Source organism: Ferruginibacter paludis, assembly GCF_030409685.1.
Taxonomy (GTDB): Bacteria; Bacteroidota; Bacteroidia; order Chitinophagales; family Chitinophagaceae; genus Ferruginibacter; species Ferruginibacter paludis.
This window is the reverse complement of sequence record NZ_JAUFQJ010000026.1, coordinates 36,578-52,223: the sequence shown is the minus strand read 5'-3', so window position 1 is coordinate 52,223 and position 15,646 is coordinate 36,578. Positions and strand designations below refer to the sequence as shown.

Annotated in this window: 10 protein-coding genes; 7 read left to right on the top strand and 3 right to left on the bottom strand. The window is 43.3% G+C overall.

Annotation, left to right across the window (positions count from 1 at the left end; translation table 11 throughout):
* Both QWZ08_RS28095 and QWZ08_RS28090 read left to right on the top strand, forming a co-directional pair.
* Positions 1-4,388 (top strand): beta strand repeat-containing protein (locus QWZ08_RS28095; protein ID WP_290341365.1); only part of this gene is annotated, 4,388 nt, incomplete at its 5' end.
* Positions 4,389-4,571: 183 nt separating this feature from the next.
* Positions 4,572-5,180, top strand: coding sequence for a DNA-3-methyladenine glycosylase family protein (locus tag QWZ08_RS28090; protein WP_290341363.1), 609 nt, complete (start codon positions 4,572-4,574; stop codon positions 5,178-5,180).
* Here the strand turns inward: QWZ08_RS28090 and QWZ08_RS28085 are convergent.
* The 3 genes from QWZ08_RS28085 to QWZ08_RS28075 form a co-directional block, all read right to left on the bottom strand.
* Positions 5,177-5,650 carry a GAF domain-containing protein gene (locus tag QWZ08_RS28085; protein WP_290341361.1) on the bottom strand — a complete coding sequence of 158 codons (474 nt, stop codon included), beginning with the start codon at positions 5,648-5,650 and terminating at the stop codon, positions 5,177-5,179. The two genes, QWZ08_RS28090 and QWZ08_RS28085, sit on opposite strands and share 4 nt — an antisense overlap.
* Positions 5,651-5,763: 113 nt before the next feature.
* A complete protein-coding gene (locus QWZ08_RS28080) occupies positions 5,764-6,564 on the bottom strand; it encodes a dienelactone hydrolase family protein (RefSeq protein ID WP_290341359.1) in 801 nt (266 codons plus the stop codon).
* 100 nt (positions 6,565-6,664) lie between these two features.
* Positions 6,665-8,827, bottom strand: coding sequence for a S46 family peptidase (locus QWZ08_RS28075; protein WP_290341357.1), 2,163 nt, complete (start codon positions 8,825-8,827; stop codon positions 6,665-6,667).
* A gap of 217 nt (positions 8,828-9,044) precedes the next feature.
* Here QWZ08_RS28075 and QWZ08_RS28070 point away from each other — a divergent pair, with 217 nt between their 5' ends.
* The 5 genes from QWZ08_RS28070 (at position 9,045) to QWZ08_RS28050 (ending at position 15,612) form a co-directional block, all read left to right on the top strand.
* Complete coding sequence (locus tag QWZ08_RS28070; protein WP_290341355.1) at positions 9,045-10,601, top strand: GH3 family acyl-acid amido synthetase; 1,557 nt, start codon at positions 9,045-9,047, stop codon at positions 10,599-10,601.
* 214 nt (positions 10,602-10,815) lie between these two features.
* Entirely contained in the window at positions 10,816-12,183 is a 1,368-nt protein-coding gene (gene eat, locus QWZ08_RS28065; RefSeq protein WP_290341353.1) for an ethanolamine permease, read from the top strand.
* Positions 12,155-13,528 carry a glutamine synthetase family protein gene (locus QWZ08_RS28060; protein ID WP_290341351.1) on the top strand — a complete coding sequence of 458 codons (1,374 nt, stop codon included), beginning with the start codon at positions 12,155-12,157 and terminating at the stop codon, positions 13,526-13,528. Before eat ends, QWZ08_RS28060 begins: the two co-directional genes overlap by 29 nt.
* 216 nt (positions 13,529-13,744) lie before the next feature.
* Entirely contained in the window at positions 13,745-14,896 is a 1,152-nt protein-coding gene (locus QWZ08_RS28055) for an iron-containing alcohol dehydrogenase (protein WP_290341348.1), read from the top strand.
* Entirely contained in the window at positions 14,896-15,612 is a 717-nt protein-coding gene (locus QWZ08_RS28050; protein ID WP_290341345.1) for a gamma-glutamyl-gamma-aminobutyrate hydrolase family protein, read from the top strand. The genes QWZ08_RS28055 and QWZ08_RS28050 overlap by 1 nt, the downstream gene beginning before the upstream one ends.
* The last annotated feature ends 34 nt before the right edge of the window (positions 15,613-15,646 follow it).

Below are 15,646 nucleotides of genomic sequence, written 5' to 3'. Positions count from 1 at the left end.
GTATATCCGCTGCAACAGATGCGGCTATCAGCTCTCCCGCCAATGGCCAGATATTGCAATATAATATCGTTACCGGCAAATGGGTAAATACAACCCCTGGTTTCCTGAGTTCTTATACGGAAACAGATCCGATTGTAAGAGCCATTAGTGGTATTGTTAAGAGCAACGGAACTACAATCAGTGCCGCTGTTGCGGGTACCGATTATGTAACTCCTTCAGGAAATATCACAGGTAGTGCAGGCTCTTTTACAGGAAGCCTGGCAGGTGAAGTTACAGGCACGCAAAGTGCTACGGTTGTAGGAAATGCAGCAGTAATTGGAAAGGTACTGACAGGGTATACTTCTGGATCAGGAACAGTTGCAGCAACGGATAATATTTTACAAGCCATCCAGAAATTAAATGGCAATAATGCCTTAAAGGCACCGCTTGCCTCGCCGTCATTAACAGGAACTCCGCTAGCACCAACAGCAACGGCGGGTACAAACACCACACAAATTGCGACGACAGCTTTTGTAACTACTGCAGTAAGCAGTGGTACAGCAGCAAATTTTACCGGCAGTCTTGCAGGAGATGTTACAGGCACACAAAGTGCTACCGTTGTAGGAAAAATAAATGGCACTTCCCTGGCGGGACTTGGCACCGGTATTCTTAAAAATACCACCGGTACAGGTGTTCCCTCTATTGCAGTCGCCGCTGATTTTCCAACCTTAAATCAAAATACAACTGGAACAGCTGCAGGATTATCAGCGAATATTGCCGAAAGCCAGGTTACTAATTTAACTACTGACCTGGCTGCGAAAGCACCTCTTGCTTCACCCACGCTTACAGGTGTACCGGCAGCACCAACAGCAACCGCTGGCACCAACACCACTCAAATTGCCACGACGGCTTTTGTAAATGCAGCAGTTAGTGCAGGTACCTCAACGTCATTCTCGGGCAATCTTGCGGGTGAGGTTACCGGCACGCAAAGTGCTACCGTTGTAGGCAATGCAGCGGTGATTGGCAAAGTATTGACAGGGTACACCTCCGGATCAGGAACAGTTGCTGCTACCGATAATATTTTACAGGCTATACAAAAAATAAATGGCAATGATGCTTTAAAAGCTCCAATTGCGTCACCCTCGCTAACAGGCGTACCGGCAGCACCAACAGCAACTGCCGGTACCAACACTACACAAATTGCGACAACGGCCTTTGTAACGAATGCAGTAAGTAGTGGTAGTGCCGCAAATTTTACCGGTAGTCTTGCAGGAGATGTTACAGGTACGCAAAGTGCCACCGTTGTAGGAAAAATAAATGGTACAGCTTTAGCCGGATTGGCCACCGGAATATTAAAAAATACTACAACAACAGGCATACCCTCTATTGCTGTAGCCGCTGATTTTCCTACCCTCAATCAAAATACAACAGGAAATGCCGCAACGGTTACTACTAATGCCAATTTAACTGGGGAAGTCACAAGTATTGGTAATGCTGCAACAGTAACCAATGCTGCAGTAATCGCAAAAGTATTGACAGGCTATACTTCCGGTGCAGGTACAGTTGCCGCAACGGATAATATTTTACAGGCCATCCAGAAACTAAGTGGAAATGATGCTTTAAAGGCACCGCTTGTCTCGCCATCATTAACCGGAACTCCGCTTGCACCAACAGCAACAGCGGGCACCAATACCACACAAATTGCAACAACGGCTTTTGTTACAGCCGCCGTCAGCAGTGGTACAACTACCAATTTTACAGGCAACCTTGCAGGAGATGTTACTGGCATGCAAAGTGCAACTGTAGTTGGAAAAATAAATGGTACAGCTTTATCCGGATTAGCGACCGGTATTTTAAAAAATACAACAACAACCGGCGTGCCCTCCATTGCTGTAGCTGCAGATTTTCCTACATTGAATCAAAACACCACAGGAACCGCAGCGGGATTATCAGCGAATATTGCTGAAAGCCAGGTAACCAATTTGACTACCGACTTAGCAGCTAAAGCTCCCGTAGCCTCACCAACGCTAACAGGAATACCGGCGGCACCAACCGCTACGGCGGGTACTAACACTACTCAAATTGCAACTACAGCGTTTGTAACTGCCGCAGTTAACAGCGGTACTGCTACAGCATGGAGTTTAACCGGCAATGCAGTTACTGCAGGATCACAGTTTTTGGGCTCAACCAACAATGTGTCGCTTAGAATGAGAACCAATAATGTTGAAAGGATGGTGGTTGACAGTACAGGTAAAGTTGGAATTGGAACAGCTAGTCCGGCACAAATTCTTCACGTTGCGGGAGAAAGCGATAACGCGGGGGTTGGCCCTTTATTAATAAAATCTCTGGCCGGGCAAGGCGCCGTCGGAACATCATTGACTATTGATAACACAGCTGCGTCTGGCGGCTATAAATACTCTATAATCTCAACAGGATCATCCGCTGGCGGTGGTGCAGGTCAGTTGGGCATCTATGGTGGAGCTGGCCCTGGATATGTTTTTAGATTAAATACAAATGGGCAATCTATAGCAGGATTAAATAGTTATACTTACCTGGGTCAATTGACTGCTTACCCTTATGCCGCAACAATACCAGGCATAGTTGTTCAGGGATTTACAAGCCAATCCGCCAATTTACAGGAATGGCGCAATTCATCCTCTACTGTTTTAGCTGAAATTTCAGCAAATGGTAAGCTCGGCATTAATCAAACAACACCCACATCACTATTGCATCTCGGGGCAGGTACTGCAACTGCAAACACAGCTCCCTTGAAATTTACAACAGGCACAAATCTTACCACTCCTGAAGATGGAGCAGTAGAATACAATGGCACCCACTTTTATGGAACAATAGGATCTACCAGATACCAGCTGGATCAGCAAGGCGGTGGTACTGTGACCAGCGTTGCTGCATTATCGCTCGGCACAACCGGAACAGACGTATCTTCTTCTGTTGCCACAGGAACAACCACACCTGTTATTACCCTGAATATACCAACCGCATCGGCAGCAAACCGCGGTGCTTTGTCGGCCGCAGACTGGACTGCTTTTAATGCCAAGCAAGGGGCCCTTACGCTTACCACAACGGGAAGCAGTGGTGCTGCTACCCTGGTAGGTAACACACTAAATATCCCTTCCTATACACTTGCAGGTTCGGCCTGGAGTTTAACGGGCAATGCTGCAACCGCAGGATCAAATTTTTTAGGTACAACCAATAATGTTTCGTTAAGAATGAGAAGCGCCAATGCTGAAAGAATGGTGATAGACAGCGTAGGTAATGTAGGCCTTGGCGTAACCAATCCGGGGGCCCGGTTTGTACTTAAAGACAGTATGGAAATCAGACGGGTTGGTTCTGTAGCTCAGTTGCTTTTTACCAATACTGCAGGCTCTGGTGACTTTAGAATTGGCGGCGATGGAAATGATATCTACTGGCAGGGTGGTGGCGGAAGATCTTTGCAAATGGGATCTTACTGGGCAACCATCATTGGTGGCGACAGGCAATTAGGAACACTTCCCGCATTCGTTAACGGAATTACAGGCACAAGTGTAATAGCTCAATCGTACCGGGATGCAAGTGTTCCTTTAGCTGTGCAGGGTAACAGCGCTACCCAGTCGGCCAACCTGATGGAATGGAGAAACTCCAGCGGTGCTGTACTTGATTTTATAGATAAAAGTGGCAATGCCAGTTTAGGTGGAACTACTTTAAATACCACCAACCCTGAGCAATTGCTGGTGGATGCCGGAACTACTACTTCTGTAAATGCCATCGTAGGCAAAGGTTCTATTAACAGTTATCTGCAATTAAATATCCAAAATAATTCCTCAGGCACCGCCGCATCATCAGACGTGGTAGCTACAGCCAACAATGGCGATGAAACCACCAACTACGTGGACATGGGTATCAACGGCAGCGGAAATACAAGTAATATAATGGGTGGCGCAGATGATGGCTACCTGTATACCATGGGTAATAATTTTTTGATTGGCACAGGCAATGCGTCAAAATCCTTGATATTTATGACGGGTGGTACTTCACAGTCAACCAACGAAAGAGTGCGCATTGATGGTAATGGCAATGTCGGCATCGGCAATACCAGTCCTAATTCTACTTTATCCATTACAGGCTCACAGAGTGTAAGCTACAGGAGTGGTACCGGTGCATATACTGTTTTAAATACGGATTACGTAATTATTAATACCGGTGGAAGCACGCCTACATGGACTTTACCTGCAGCCAGCAGTTATGCCGGAAGAGTGTACCGGTTAATAAACCACGGTACTACCAGCGTTACCTTATCGCAGCCGGTTACCACAGCCAATGGAACAACATCTACAACACTTTCAAATACAGCAGGGAGCAATACGTATGAAATAATATCAGACGGTTCTGTGTGGAGAAAAATCAATTGAAAATGCTATCTGTCATTGGTTTTGTTAAAGGGTATTAATTTTTTGATATTGGACCTTTCTTAATTAATGCCCCTTATAACTCCTATACAGAGCGATGGACAGAGCATGGATAAGCCCATCCCTGGAAAGCATAAAATACCCGCTAAAGTCCACACCTTTCAAAGCTTTGTTTTACATTTAAAGATGGAACATATACTTCACCTTAATAAAGACAAAAAGCTTAAAAAAATAATCGCCTTGCAGGAACCATATGTACTGGTAAAAAGAAAAAATGTGTACCTGCATTTGTGTAGTTCCATCATGAGCCAACAGCTAAGCACCAAAGTAGCTGCTGTTATTTACGACCGCTTTTTAAATTTATACAAAAACAAAAAGCCCACACCGCAACAAATTATTGACACGCCGGTTGAAACACTGCGCAGCATTGGCCTGTCCAATGCCAAGGCGCAGTATGTCCAGAATGTATGCAGGTTTTTTATTGAGGAAAAAATAACGGATGCAAAGCTGTACAAAATGAATAATGAAGACCTGATCCACTATCTCTCCTCCATAAAAGGTGTCGGCCAATGGACAGTTGAAATGATATTGATGTTTACCTTGGGAAGAGAAGATGTTTTTGCATTAGATGACCTGGGTATTCAACAAGGAGTTGCCCGGTTATACCAGCTGGATATGACTGATAAAAAAGCACTAAAAGAAAAAATGCGGGAGATTTCAGCAAAATGGAGTCCTTACAGAACTTACGCCTGCCGCTACTTGTGGGGCTGGAAAGATAATGAGCCAAAAGTTTAAAAAACGATGGAAGCAACAATTTCTTCCAGGTACTGCTGATCTGTTTCATCAAACCAGTTTTCTTTTTCGCTATCTGCATCCAGCACACCAATTACTTTATTGTTGCGTATAACAGGCACTACAATTTCTGATACAGATAAACTGCTGCATGCAATGTGGCCCGGAAATTTTGCAACATCCGGTACAATAATAGTTTGAGCTTGCTGCCAGCTGGCACCACAAACACCACGGCCTTTTTTTATCCTGGTACAGGCAACCGGTCCCTGGAAAGGCGCCAGCACCAGCTCTTCTTTTTTAACCAAATAAAAACCAACCCATAACCACTTGAATTGCTCTTTTAATGCAGCAGCAATATTGGCCAGGTTAGCTACCAGGTCTACCTCTCCTTCAATCAGCGCTTTTATTTGTGGCAACAGTGCTTCATACATTTCCTGTTTGGTGCCTTTTACTATTTGTAAATCGTCTGCCATATTGCGAAGTTAATAAAGCAAAATGGCAACGGTTAACCCACTGCCATTTTACTATTCTGTTAAAAAATAAATGCTTCCTATTCACAATTGACCATTCACTCACTGACCATTCACTAAAATATTGTTTTAAAAAAATCCTTCATATCGTTCCATGATTTTTTATCCGCAGCTTCGTTGTAGGCAATTGGCATATTGAACTTTTTGCCATTGGCTGTAGCATCCGGGTTACTGAATGCATGCGTAGCATCGGGATAAGAAATAAAAGTGTAAGGCACTTTTAAAGAATCAAGATTGCTTTTAAAATTTTTTATATCCGCATCGCTGATAAATTTATCAGCTGCACCATGGCACACCAAAATCTTTGCCTTTGTAGAACCGGCAGTGGCGGGTACGGTAGCCAACCCGCCGTGAAAACTTACCACGCCTTTAAAATCCATACCCAGCTTAGCTGCATTCAATACCATTGAGCCGCCAAAACAATATCCAATCGCAGCCATTTTTGTGGCGTCTGTTTCCGGGTATTCTTTTAATTTATTCACAGCAGCTGTAATTCTTTCCTCACCCAATTTTGGATCTTTATAAAAGGGCGTTGCATAGTCCTGTGCCTGTTTGGGATCCGCGGCTATTTTGTCGTCACCATACATGTCCACCGCAATAGCAATATATCCCAGTTCCGCCAGCTGATGTGCCCTCCATTTGGAATATTCATTGTTACCCCACCATTCCGGCACAACAACAATGGCTGGTCTTTTTCCTTTTTGATTACCATCATAAGCTACAAAGCTTTTACAGGTAACGCCGCCAGATGTATAGGTTACCTCTTCGGTTTTTATACCGGGTTTATTTTGTGCCGAAAGGGAAAGTATTGAGCTCATAAAAATGGCTGTTAATAATAAATGAAGTTGTTTGATCATTGTGTAAGTTTTAGTTGATGTTATAAAGAAACATTTATTCTGACTGATTGTTTACAGCAAAAATAAAACCGTAGTTTTTTGTACTACGGTTTTTGTTAATTTATTTAATCAGCTTCAACTCATTAATAATGTTTTTTGCACCTCCTAATTTGTCAATACACCAAAGTACATAACGTACATCCACACAGATGGTACGATTTAAATCCTTGTCAAACGCAATTTTGTGGCTAAGCGCCTCGTAGTTACCGTCAAATGCAAGGCCTATCAAATTTCCGCTGCCATCAATTACCGGGCTGCCGCTGTTACCGCCGGTAATATCATTGGTGGTAATAAAATCAACCACCAGGTCGTTCCTGCCCTTATCGATATACTGGCCAAAATCTTTTTTCTTCATCAGCTCAATTTGTTTGGCAGGTAAATCAAATTCATAATCGCCTGCTTTGTATTTTTCTATCACGCCTCTACCCGTAGTAACATAATCATAATGCACAGCATCCCGCGGATTGTAGCTTTTTACATTGCCAAAACTTACCCGCATGCTAAAGTTGGCGTCAGGATACATTTTGCTGGCTGCTGCCGGATTCATTTCCATAATACCCTTCATATAACTTTTACCCAGTGCCGCATTGGTACTGTTAAACGCAGCATACAAGGGCGCATATTTCAGATTGTAGTTTTTTATAAAGGCAGATGCATATGCAAAAGCGGGGTCCGCCTGTAAAACAGTGGCGTCGGGGTTGGCAACAAAAGCAACCCATTTGGCATCATCTAAAATCATCGTTTTATCAAACACATTACCGGCCCATTTTTTAAATGTCAGTTCTTCTTTTAAATCGCCAAATCCGTTTCTAATGCCATCATAAAAACCAATCGGGTGCTGGCTTTTATCAATATCTGTATAAAAGAGCCGGGCTGTTTGAGCCATAATTTTTTCATCGCTTGGCCTGTCTTCAGCAGCCAAAAAAGTTTTCCGCGCAGCAGTCGCAGCATCAACCGATTTTTTGATATCGGCAGAAGAAATACCCTGCTTTACAAGGTTGGTTTCGACCCCGATTAATGAAGCTGCAAAAGCTGCAAGTGGTGAGCCCATGATGCCTTCGTTAATGTACTGCCGTTGTTTGCTATAAGGTGTCCATGCCGCATAGTTTTTTGCATAGTCTGCAAAAATATTTTCATAGTCAGCTTTGCCTTTTGCCCATGCGGCAAACTTATTTTCATACTCCTGTTTTTGCTCCTGGGTATGAAACTTAATCAGCTGTTTTGTTTCGCCATCAAAAAATTTCCAGTAATTGGCAATGCTGGCATAGCTGCTCGCCAGCTTTAATTTTACGGCCGGATCTTTCAGCATTTGTTCATGCATAATTTTTAAACGCACATCCCTCAAATTAACCAGCGAAGGATTTTCAATTTCATTTTTTAATTGAATGCCATAGCTTGTTTCGTACCGGTTGGTACCGCCGGGGTATCCGTAAATCATTGCATAGTCGCCGTCTTTAATGCCTTTGATACTTACAGGCAAAAAGTATTTGGGTTTTAATGGCGTATTGTCTTTGCTGTAATCTGCGGGCTTGCCGTCTTTTGTTGCATATACCCTGAAGATAGAAAAATCGCCTGTGTGGCGGGGCCATTCCCAGTTGTCGGTATCTCCACCAAACTTGCCCACGGTTTCCGGAGGAGCACCTACCAGCCGGATATCCCGGTAGGTTTTGTACACGTACATAATGTACTGGTTGCCTTTAAACATCGGGTATATTCTTCCCGCCAGCGCATTCTCTTTGTCCAATACTTTATCGGTGATAGCCTTATATACTTCCGGCATTTTAGCAACCCGGTCTGACCAGGCCAGCCCTTTCACCGCGGCTTCCACATCAGCGGTAACGTCCACAATCCTGTCTAAAAACTGCACCGTCAATTCACTTTTTATTTCCTGGTCTTTATTAAATGCATAAAAGCCATCCTGCAGGTAATTGTGCTCTACTGTACTGGCATTGGCGATAGCTGAGTAACCGCAATGGTGATTGGTAAAAATGAGGCCTTCGCTACTCACGATTTCACCGGTACAGCCGCCGCCAAAAATTAAAATCGCATCTTTTAAAGATGATTTATTAACTGAGTACAATTGCTCTTTTGTTAATTTTAATCCTTTCTTTACCATGTCATTGTATACCTGCTGGCCCAACAACATTGGTAACCACATTCCTTCATCAGCACTTGCTTTTAACAGGGAGAAGGATAACAGCATTAATACCAAAACTTTCTTCATATCGTTTAAATTTAATGAACAAACCTACGCCATATTGACGGATGAAACATCAGTTATTTGTATTATTAACCTCGATTTTTAGGATATCTATTGATAGTACTTTTGTATATTTTTCCCGTAATTGTTACCATTGTCCGGCACTATTTTCCGTTTGTAAATTATTACCTGTAAGCCAATTGTAAACAGTAAATTTGTTGTATCATCAAGCACGATATGCATGGCAATTATTGATTTAAAACTTCCGGCAAGCATTGCAAGGGCGCTCAACCTGCCCATCAGTACGCCGCGGAGTCAGCAATTACGGGTTCTTAAAAAGTTGTTGCGCAAGGCCAGGTTCACACAGTTTGGGCAGGCATACAGGTTTGATGAAATTTTAATGAGCAGGCACAGCGGTAAAAAATTTCAGCAACTGGTACCGACTTATAATTACAGTAAAATATACAAAGAGTGGTGGCATAAGGCAGTGGAAGGAACTTCCGATGTTTGCTGGCCGGGCGTGGTAAAATATTTTGCGCTCAGCAGCGGTACCAGCGAAGCTGCGAGTAAATACATTCCTATTACAAAGGACTTAATCCGCAGCAATACCATTACCAGCTTCAAACAATTATTGAGCTTAGCCAAATACCAGGACGTTCCCAAAAGTGCCATCGGCAAAGGCTGGTTATTACTGGGTGGCAGTACACAATTACAAAAAGGAGCCACCTATTATGCAGGCGACCTCAGCGGTATTCAGCAAAAAAATATTCCTTTCTGGTTCCAAGGATTGGGCTTATATAAACCCGGGAAAAAAATTGCGAGGGAAAAGGACTGGGAAAAGAAACTGGAAGAAATAGTAGAGAATGCCCCTAACTGGGATATAGGTTTTATAGTAGGCGTACCTGCATGGCTGCAGTTGTGCATGGAAAAAATTATTGAGCGATACCAGTTAAAAAATATCCATGAAGTGTGGCCCAACCTTGCCTTTTATGTGCATGGCGGCGTGGCGATGGAACCATACAAAAAAGGTTTCGTAAAACTATTGGGCAAACCCATCACCTACATTGAAACTTACCTGGCAAGCGAAGGCTTTTTAGCCTATCAAAACCGGCAGGATTCAACCGGTATGCACCTTGCATTGAATAACAATATCTTTTTTGAATTCGTGCCTTTTGATGAAAATAACTTTGACAGTGAAGGAAACATGGTCGACAATCCGGAAGTATTGATGATACATGAGATTGAAGAAAACAAAGATTATTCTATCTTAATCAGTACCAACGCCGGAGCCTGGCGCTATGCCATTGGCGATACGGTAAAATTAATCAATAAAGAAAAAAGTGAAATTATCATCACAGGTAGAACCAAACACTTTTTGAGTTTGGTAGGCGAACATTTAAGTGTGGATAATATGAACAAGGCCATCGAGATGGTGAGTGAGGAGTTGAATATTTCTATTCCCGAATTTACGGTGGCCGGTGTACCGCATGAATTATTTTTTGCGCATCACTGGTATGTTGCTACAGATGATGCGATAGACAAAGATGTATTACGGTTACGCATAGACGAAAAACTAAAAGAATTGAATGATGATTATGAGGTAGAGAGAAAACATGCGTTGAAAGATGTGTTGATAACCGTGCTTTCAGAAAATACTTTTCTGGAGTTTATGCACTCCAAAGGCAAAGTAGGCGGACAACACAAATTTCCCCGCGTATTGAAAGGCAAGATGCTGGAAGACTGGCAAAAGTTTTTGCAAAACAATATGTCCGCTGCAGCATATGCCGAACTTGGCTGATGCAATCATTGAAATGCATTTTTCTAAAAGATGTCAACTATTTACACTCTGATCAAGTTGGTATTGTACCACATTTTATAAATAATCAGAAGCGATTTAAATTCCTGTAAGACCGCTTTTATTTAATCAATCTCACAATTTGTAACGCATCCGTAGCGTCTATCATCATTATTGTATTCCTTTGATGCTTATCTTTAAGCATAATAAAAAGTCAATGACGCAACAACCAATTACACCAAATGAGGGCTCTGCAACGGAATTAAAAAGAACACTTGGTCCGGTAATGTTATGGGGATTGGGCGTTGGTTATGTTATCTCCGGGATGTACTTTGGCTGGAATCTCGGGCTACCGGTTGGTGGCACTTTAGGGTTGGCCATTGCCACATTTTTTATCATCATCATGTATGTTACATTTACCTTTTCTTACACGGAACTGGCATGTGCCATACCCAAGGCCGGCGGTGTATTTGATTATGCTACCAGGGCGATGGGAAAAGACATTGGCTTTGTAGCCGGCATGGCGCAGATTATAGAATTTGTTTTTGCACCACCCGCTATCGCTGCGGCCATCGGTGCTTATTTTCATATTTTTTTACCGCAGTTTTCTGTTACCGGCATTGCTGTAGTTGCCTACTTTATTTTTACCGGACTTAACATGTATGGTGTAAAAGCAGCGACTACTTTTGAACTGATCATTACCGCCTTTGCAGTTTTTGAGCTGGTATTATTTAGCGGCGTTACCCTTCCGCATTTTCACTGGACCAATCTTACACAAAATGCGTTCCCTAATGGATGGGAAGGTGTTTGGGCTGCAACACCTTTTGCAGTTTGGTTTTTTCTCGGGCTGGAAGGCGTTGCCAATGTGGCGGAAGAAACAGTAAATCCCCAGAAGAACGTATTAAAGGGTTTTGGTTCTGCTTTATTGACGCTGATCATTTTGTGTGCGCTGGTATTTATCTCCTCTGTTGGTGTTGGGGGATGGGAAAAAATAGTCTATGCAACTCCCGGAGCAGATGCTTCTGATTCGCCGCTACCACTGGCTTTGGGACAAATTACCGGTAACAGCGGATGGTTATATCATTTACTGATTACGATTGGTTTAATGGGGCTGGTTGCTTCCTTTCATGGATTGATACTGGCTGCAAGCCGGGCTACGTATGAGTTTGGTAAAACCGGATGTATCCCTGTTGTGTTTGGTAAAATTCATCCCAAATTTAAAACGCCTGTCAATGCGCTGCTGCTGAATATGGCCATCGGTATCATTGCCTTGTTCACGGGCAAAACCGGCGACATTATTACTATCGCCTGCTTTGGCGCAATTGTGTTATATATATTTGCCATGATAGCGGTGTTGGTGTTGCGTAAAAAAGAGCCCCAAATGCCAAGGCCATTTAAAGTTCCCCTGTATCCCTGGTTTCCTGTAACAGCACTGATCATTGCTGTTATTTCTCTTGTAGCCATGACAAGCCTCAACATAAAACTGGCCGTGATCTTTTTTGCTATACTTGCACTTGCTTATATTTGGTTTCATTTTATCGTAAAAAGAAAAACAGATGTCCAATCAACCACAGTTAATAGATAAAGTGTTGCGGCTGTTAGCTGAACAAAATACCGAAAAAGTAAAACTCGCCATCACCGATATGGATGGCATACTCCGCGGCAAGCTGATGAGTTTTGAAAAATTCAGCGGCATTGTTGAAAAAGGATTTGGCTTTTGCAACGTGGTGTTTGGCTGGGATTCGGCAGATGTGGCATACGATAACAGCCAGTATACCGGCTGGCATTCCGGCTATCCTGATGCAACCGCAGTGGTTGACCTGAATACTTTTCGCCAGGTGCCGTGGGATAATGAAACTCCTTTTTTCCTGGCAGATTTTTGCGATAGTAAAGGCAAAGGGTTGGAAGTTTGTCCCCGCAGTTTATTAAAGAAAATTATCGGGCAGGCTAACAGCAACGGCTACACGCCGTATTTTTCACAGGAGTTTGAATGGTTCAACCTGCAGGATAATACAGAAGAATTATATAACGGAAAATTCCGCGATACAAGGCCGATGACGCCTGGCATGTTTGGTTATTCGTTACAAAGGGTGGCACAAAAAAATGACTATTTTAACGACCTCTTTGATTTGTTGAAAAAGTTTGGCGTTCCCATCGAAGGCCTGCACACCGAAACAGGCCCGGGTGTATACGAAGCAGCCATCACTTATTCAGAAGTACTGGAAGCCGCAGACAGGGCGGTACTTTTTAAAAGTGGTGTAAAACAGATAGCCCATCTGCATGGCGTAATCGCCACATTTATGGCTAAGTTCAACGAAAATTTGCCGGGTTGCAGCGGGCATGTGCACCAAAGTTTGTGGAGCACTGCAAAAAAACAAAATCTTTTTTACGATAATAAAAAGACAACGGGCATCAGCGGTTTAATGGAAAGTTATATGGCCGGTCAGCTGACCTGCCTGCCGTTTATACTGCCTATGTTTGCGCCTACAGTTAACAGTTATAAGCGTTTGGTAGAAGGAGCCTGGGCGCCCACAACCTTAACCTGGGCCATCGACAATCGCACCACGGCTTTAAGGGCTTTACCCGGAAGCAGCAGCAGCACGCGGCTGGAAACAAGGGTAGTTGGTTCCGACAGCAATCCGTATCTCGCAATGGCGGCTTGCCTTGCGGCTGGTTTGTATGGCATTAACAATAAATTGAAATTAAAAACGCAGCCAACAGTTGGTAACGGTTACGCAGACATCAGGAATGGTACGCTGCCCAGGAATTTATGGGAAGCAACACAGGCAATGAAAACTTCACCCATTGCAGCTGAATTATTTGGTGCCACATTCGTGGAGCATTTTACTGCAACAAGAGAATGGGAGTGGAGACAATTTTCAAAAGTGGTCACCGACTGGGAACTGAAAAGGTACCTGGAAATTATATAAAAACATTTCGAATTGAAGTGGTAAATGATTTTTTGTCCGGGCCAGTACAGCTATGTGGCTCTTCAGTTGCGTCGCACACTTTTACTTTTTCAGCTTTATGGTACACTTCCTAACTTTGAGGTTTTACGTGGCTTTCGAAAAATTCAAAAACTAAAAAATCCGCGGTGATCCGTCCAAATCAGTATCATCAGCGTTCCTATCAAAAAAATAATTTGTATGACAGATTTTAATGTAGTAAGACAATTTAATTTCCCCACCATTGTCCGCTTTGGCGCCGGTGCCATCAAAGAATTACCGGATCATTTATTGACCAACGGCTTAAGCAGGCCGTTGCTTGTTACCGACCCAATGGTTAGCGGTCTGGACTTTTTTAAAGATATAAAAGATAGTCTTGCTGCAAAAGGAATTTCTGTAGAAGTGTTTGCCGATATTCATAAAAACCCGGTTAAGAGTGATGTATTAAAAGGGGGAGAAGCATACAACGAAACGGGGAGAGATTGTATCATCGGCATCGGGGGTGGTGCAGCAATGGATGTGGCCAGGGCCATCGTATTGCGCATCAACCATCACCGCGATTTATTTGATTACGATGACCTGATTGGCGGCGATCAATATGTTACTGAAGACGTTCCCTATTTTATAACAGTGCCCACAACTAGTGGTACCGGAAGCGAAGTAGGCAGAAGCGCCATTATTTCTGAAGATGATACACACCGCAAAAGAATTTTATTTGCTCCCAAATTAATGGCCAAAATAGTTTTTGCAGATCCGTTGCTTACAATGGAATTACCGCCGTTTGTTACCGCAGCTACCGGCATGGATGCACTGACACATAATATGGAGGCATTCATCGCCAAAAATTTTCATCCAATGGCAGCAGGTATCGGGCTGGAAGGAATTTTCCTCATCAACCAATCCATTGCTGAAGCGGTAAACAAACCCAGCCTGGAATCAAGAAGTAAAATGATGATTGCCTCATTGATGGGCGCCGTCGCTTTTCAAAAAGGATTGGGCGTGGTGCACTCCCTTGCGCATCCATTGTCGTCCCTGCTTGATACACATCACGGCCTGGCCAATGCTGTGAATCTTCCATTCGGTATGCGTTTTAATGCACCGGGGCTGGAAACAGAGTTTAAAAGAATGGCGCTGGCCATGGACCTGGAAAAAACAACCGGTGAAGCCGTAGTCAATCACTTGTTTGAACTAAACCAACGGGTCGGCTTACCGGTAAGATTGCGTGATATTGGAGTCAAAGAAGAACATATCGAAACATTGAGTGATTTAGCGCTGGCAGATTTTTGCCATCCCAATAACCCTAAGCCCGTCTCAAGAGCGGATTTTAAACAATTGTACACCGAAGCTTTGTAATGATGCACCCTGCAATAAAAATTGGCGTTACCTATACCGGGTCAGATGAAAAGCATAGCAACTATGTACAATGGTTAAAAGGCAGCGACCCGATAGAAATAATTACCCTGCAGCCGCAGCATACAGACTTAAGTTCTATCAAGGATTTTGATGCCATCGTTTTATCCGGCGGAGTAGATATGCACCCCCGGTTTTATAATAATCCTAATATTATTTATCCAAACGCACCGTTACATTTTCATGAAAAAAGGGATGAGTTTGAAATTGCTGTTTTTCACGAAAGCCAGCAATGCCAGTTGCCCTTATTGGGCATCTGTCGCGGTATGCAGTTGATCAATTGCATACAGAGCGGCACTTTGCGGCAAGACATTGGCACAATTTCTAATGCGATTCATCGTTTTGAAGAACACGATAAAGCGCACGGTATTAATATCGTTAAAGGCACTTTGCTAAGCGAAATTACCGGCGTTACCAGAACCATGACCAATAGCGCCCACCACCAGTGCATTGATTTACTCGGTGAGGGATTAACTATTAACTGCGGCTCTGATGATGGCATTATTGAAGGAGTTGAATGGACGGAGAAAGAAAACAGACCTTTTTTTTTGGCAATACAATGGCATCCTGAGCGGATGTATAAATTTCATTTGGGTGAATTGCCATCTGCCAAAAACATCCGCGATCGCTTTTTGAAAGAGATTAAAAAAATTGCCTGATAAGCTGGCCTTGATTGTTGCACGTCATTTTAAG

Excerpts from the sequence above, each read along its gene's own strand:
- QWZ08_RS28090 (WP_290341363.1), top strand. The coding sequence starts at position 4,572 with ATGGAACATATACTTCACCTTAATAAAGACAAAAAGCTTAAAAAAATA.
- QWZ08_RS28085 (WP_290341361.1), bottom strand. The coding sequence starts at position 5,650 with ATGGCAGACGATTTACAAATAGTAAAAGGCACCAAACAGGAAATGTAT.
- QWZ08_RS28080 (WP_290341359.1), bottom strand. The coding sequence starts at position 6,564 with ATGATCAAACAACTTCATTTATTATTAACAGCCATTTTTATGAGCTCA.
- QWZ08_RS28075 (WP_290341357.1), bottom strand. The coding sequence starts at position 8,827 with ATGAAGAAAGTTTTGGTATTAATGCTGTTATCCTTCTCCCTGTTAAAA.
- QWZ08_RS28070 (WP_290341355.1), top strand. The coding sequence starts at position 9,045 with ATGGCAATTATTGATTTAAAACTTCCGGCAAGCATTGCAAGGGCGCTC.
- eat (WP_290341353.1), top strand. The coding sequence starts at position 10,816 with ATGACGCAACAACCAATTACACCAAATGAGGGCTCTGCAACGGAATTA.
- QWZ08_RS28060 (WP_290341351.1), top strand. The coding sequence starts at position 12,155 with ATGTCCAATCAACCACAGTTAATAGATAAAGTGTTGCGGCTGTTAGCT.
- QWZ08_RS28055 (WP_290341348.1), top strand. The coding sequence starts at position 13,745 with ATGACAGATTTTAATGTAGTAAGACAATTTAATTTCCCCACCATTGTC.
- QWZ08_RS28050 (WP_290341345.1), top strand. The coding sequence starts at position 14,896 with ATGATGCACCCTGCAATAAAAATTGGCGTTACCTATACCGGGTCAGAT.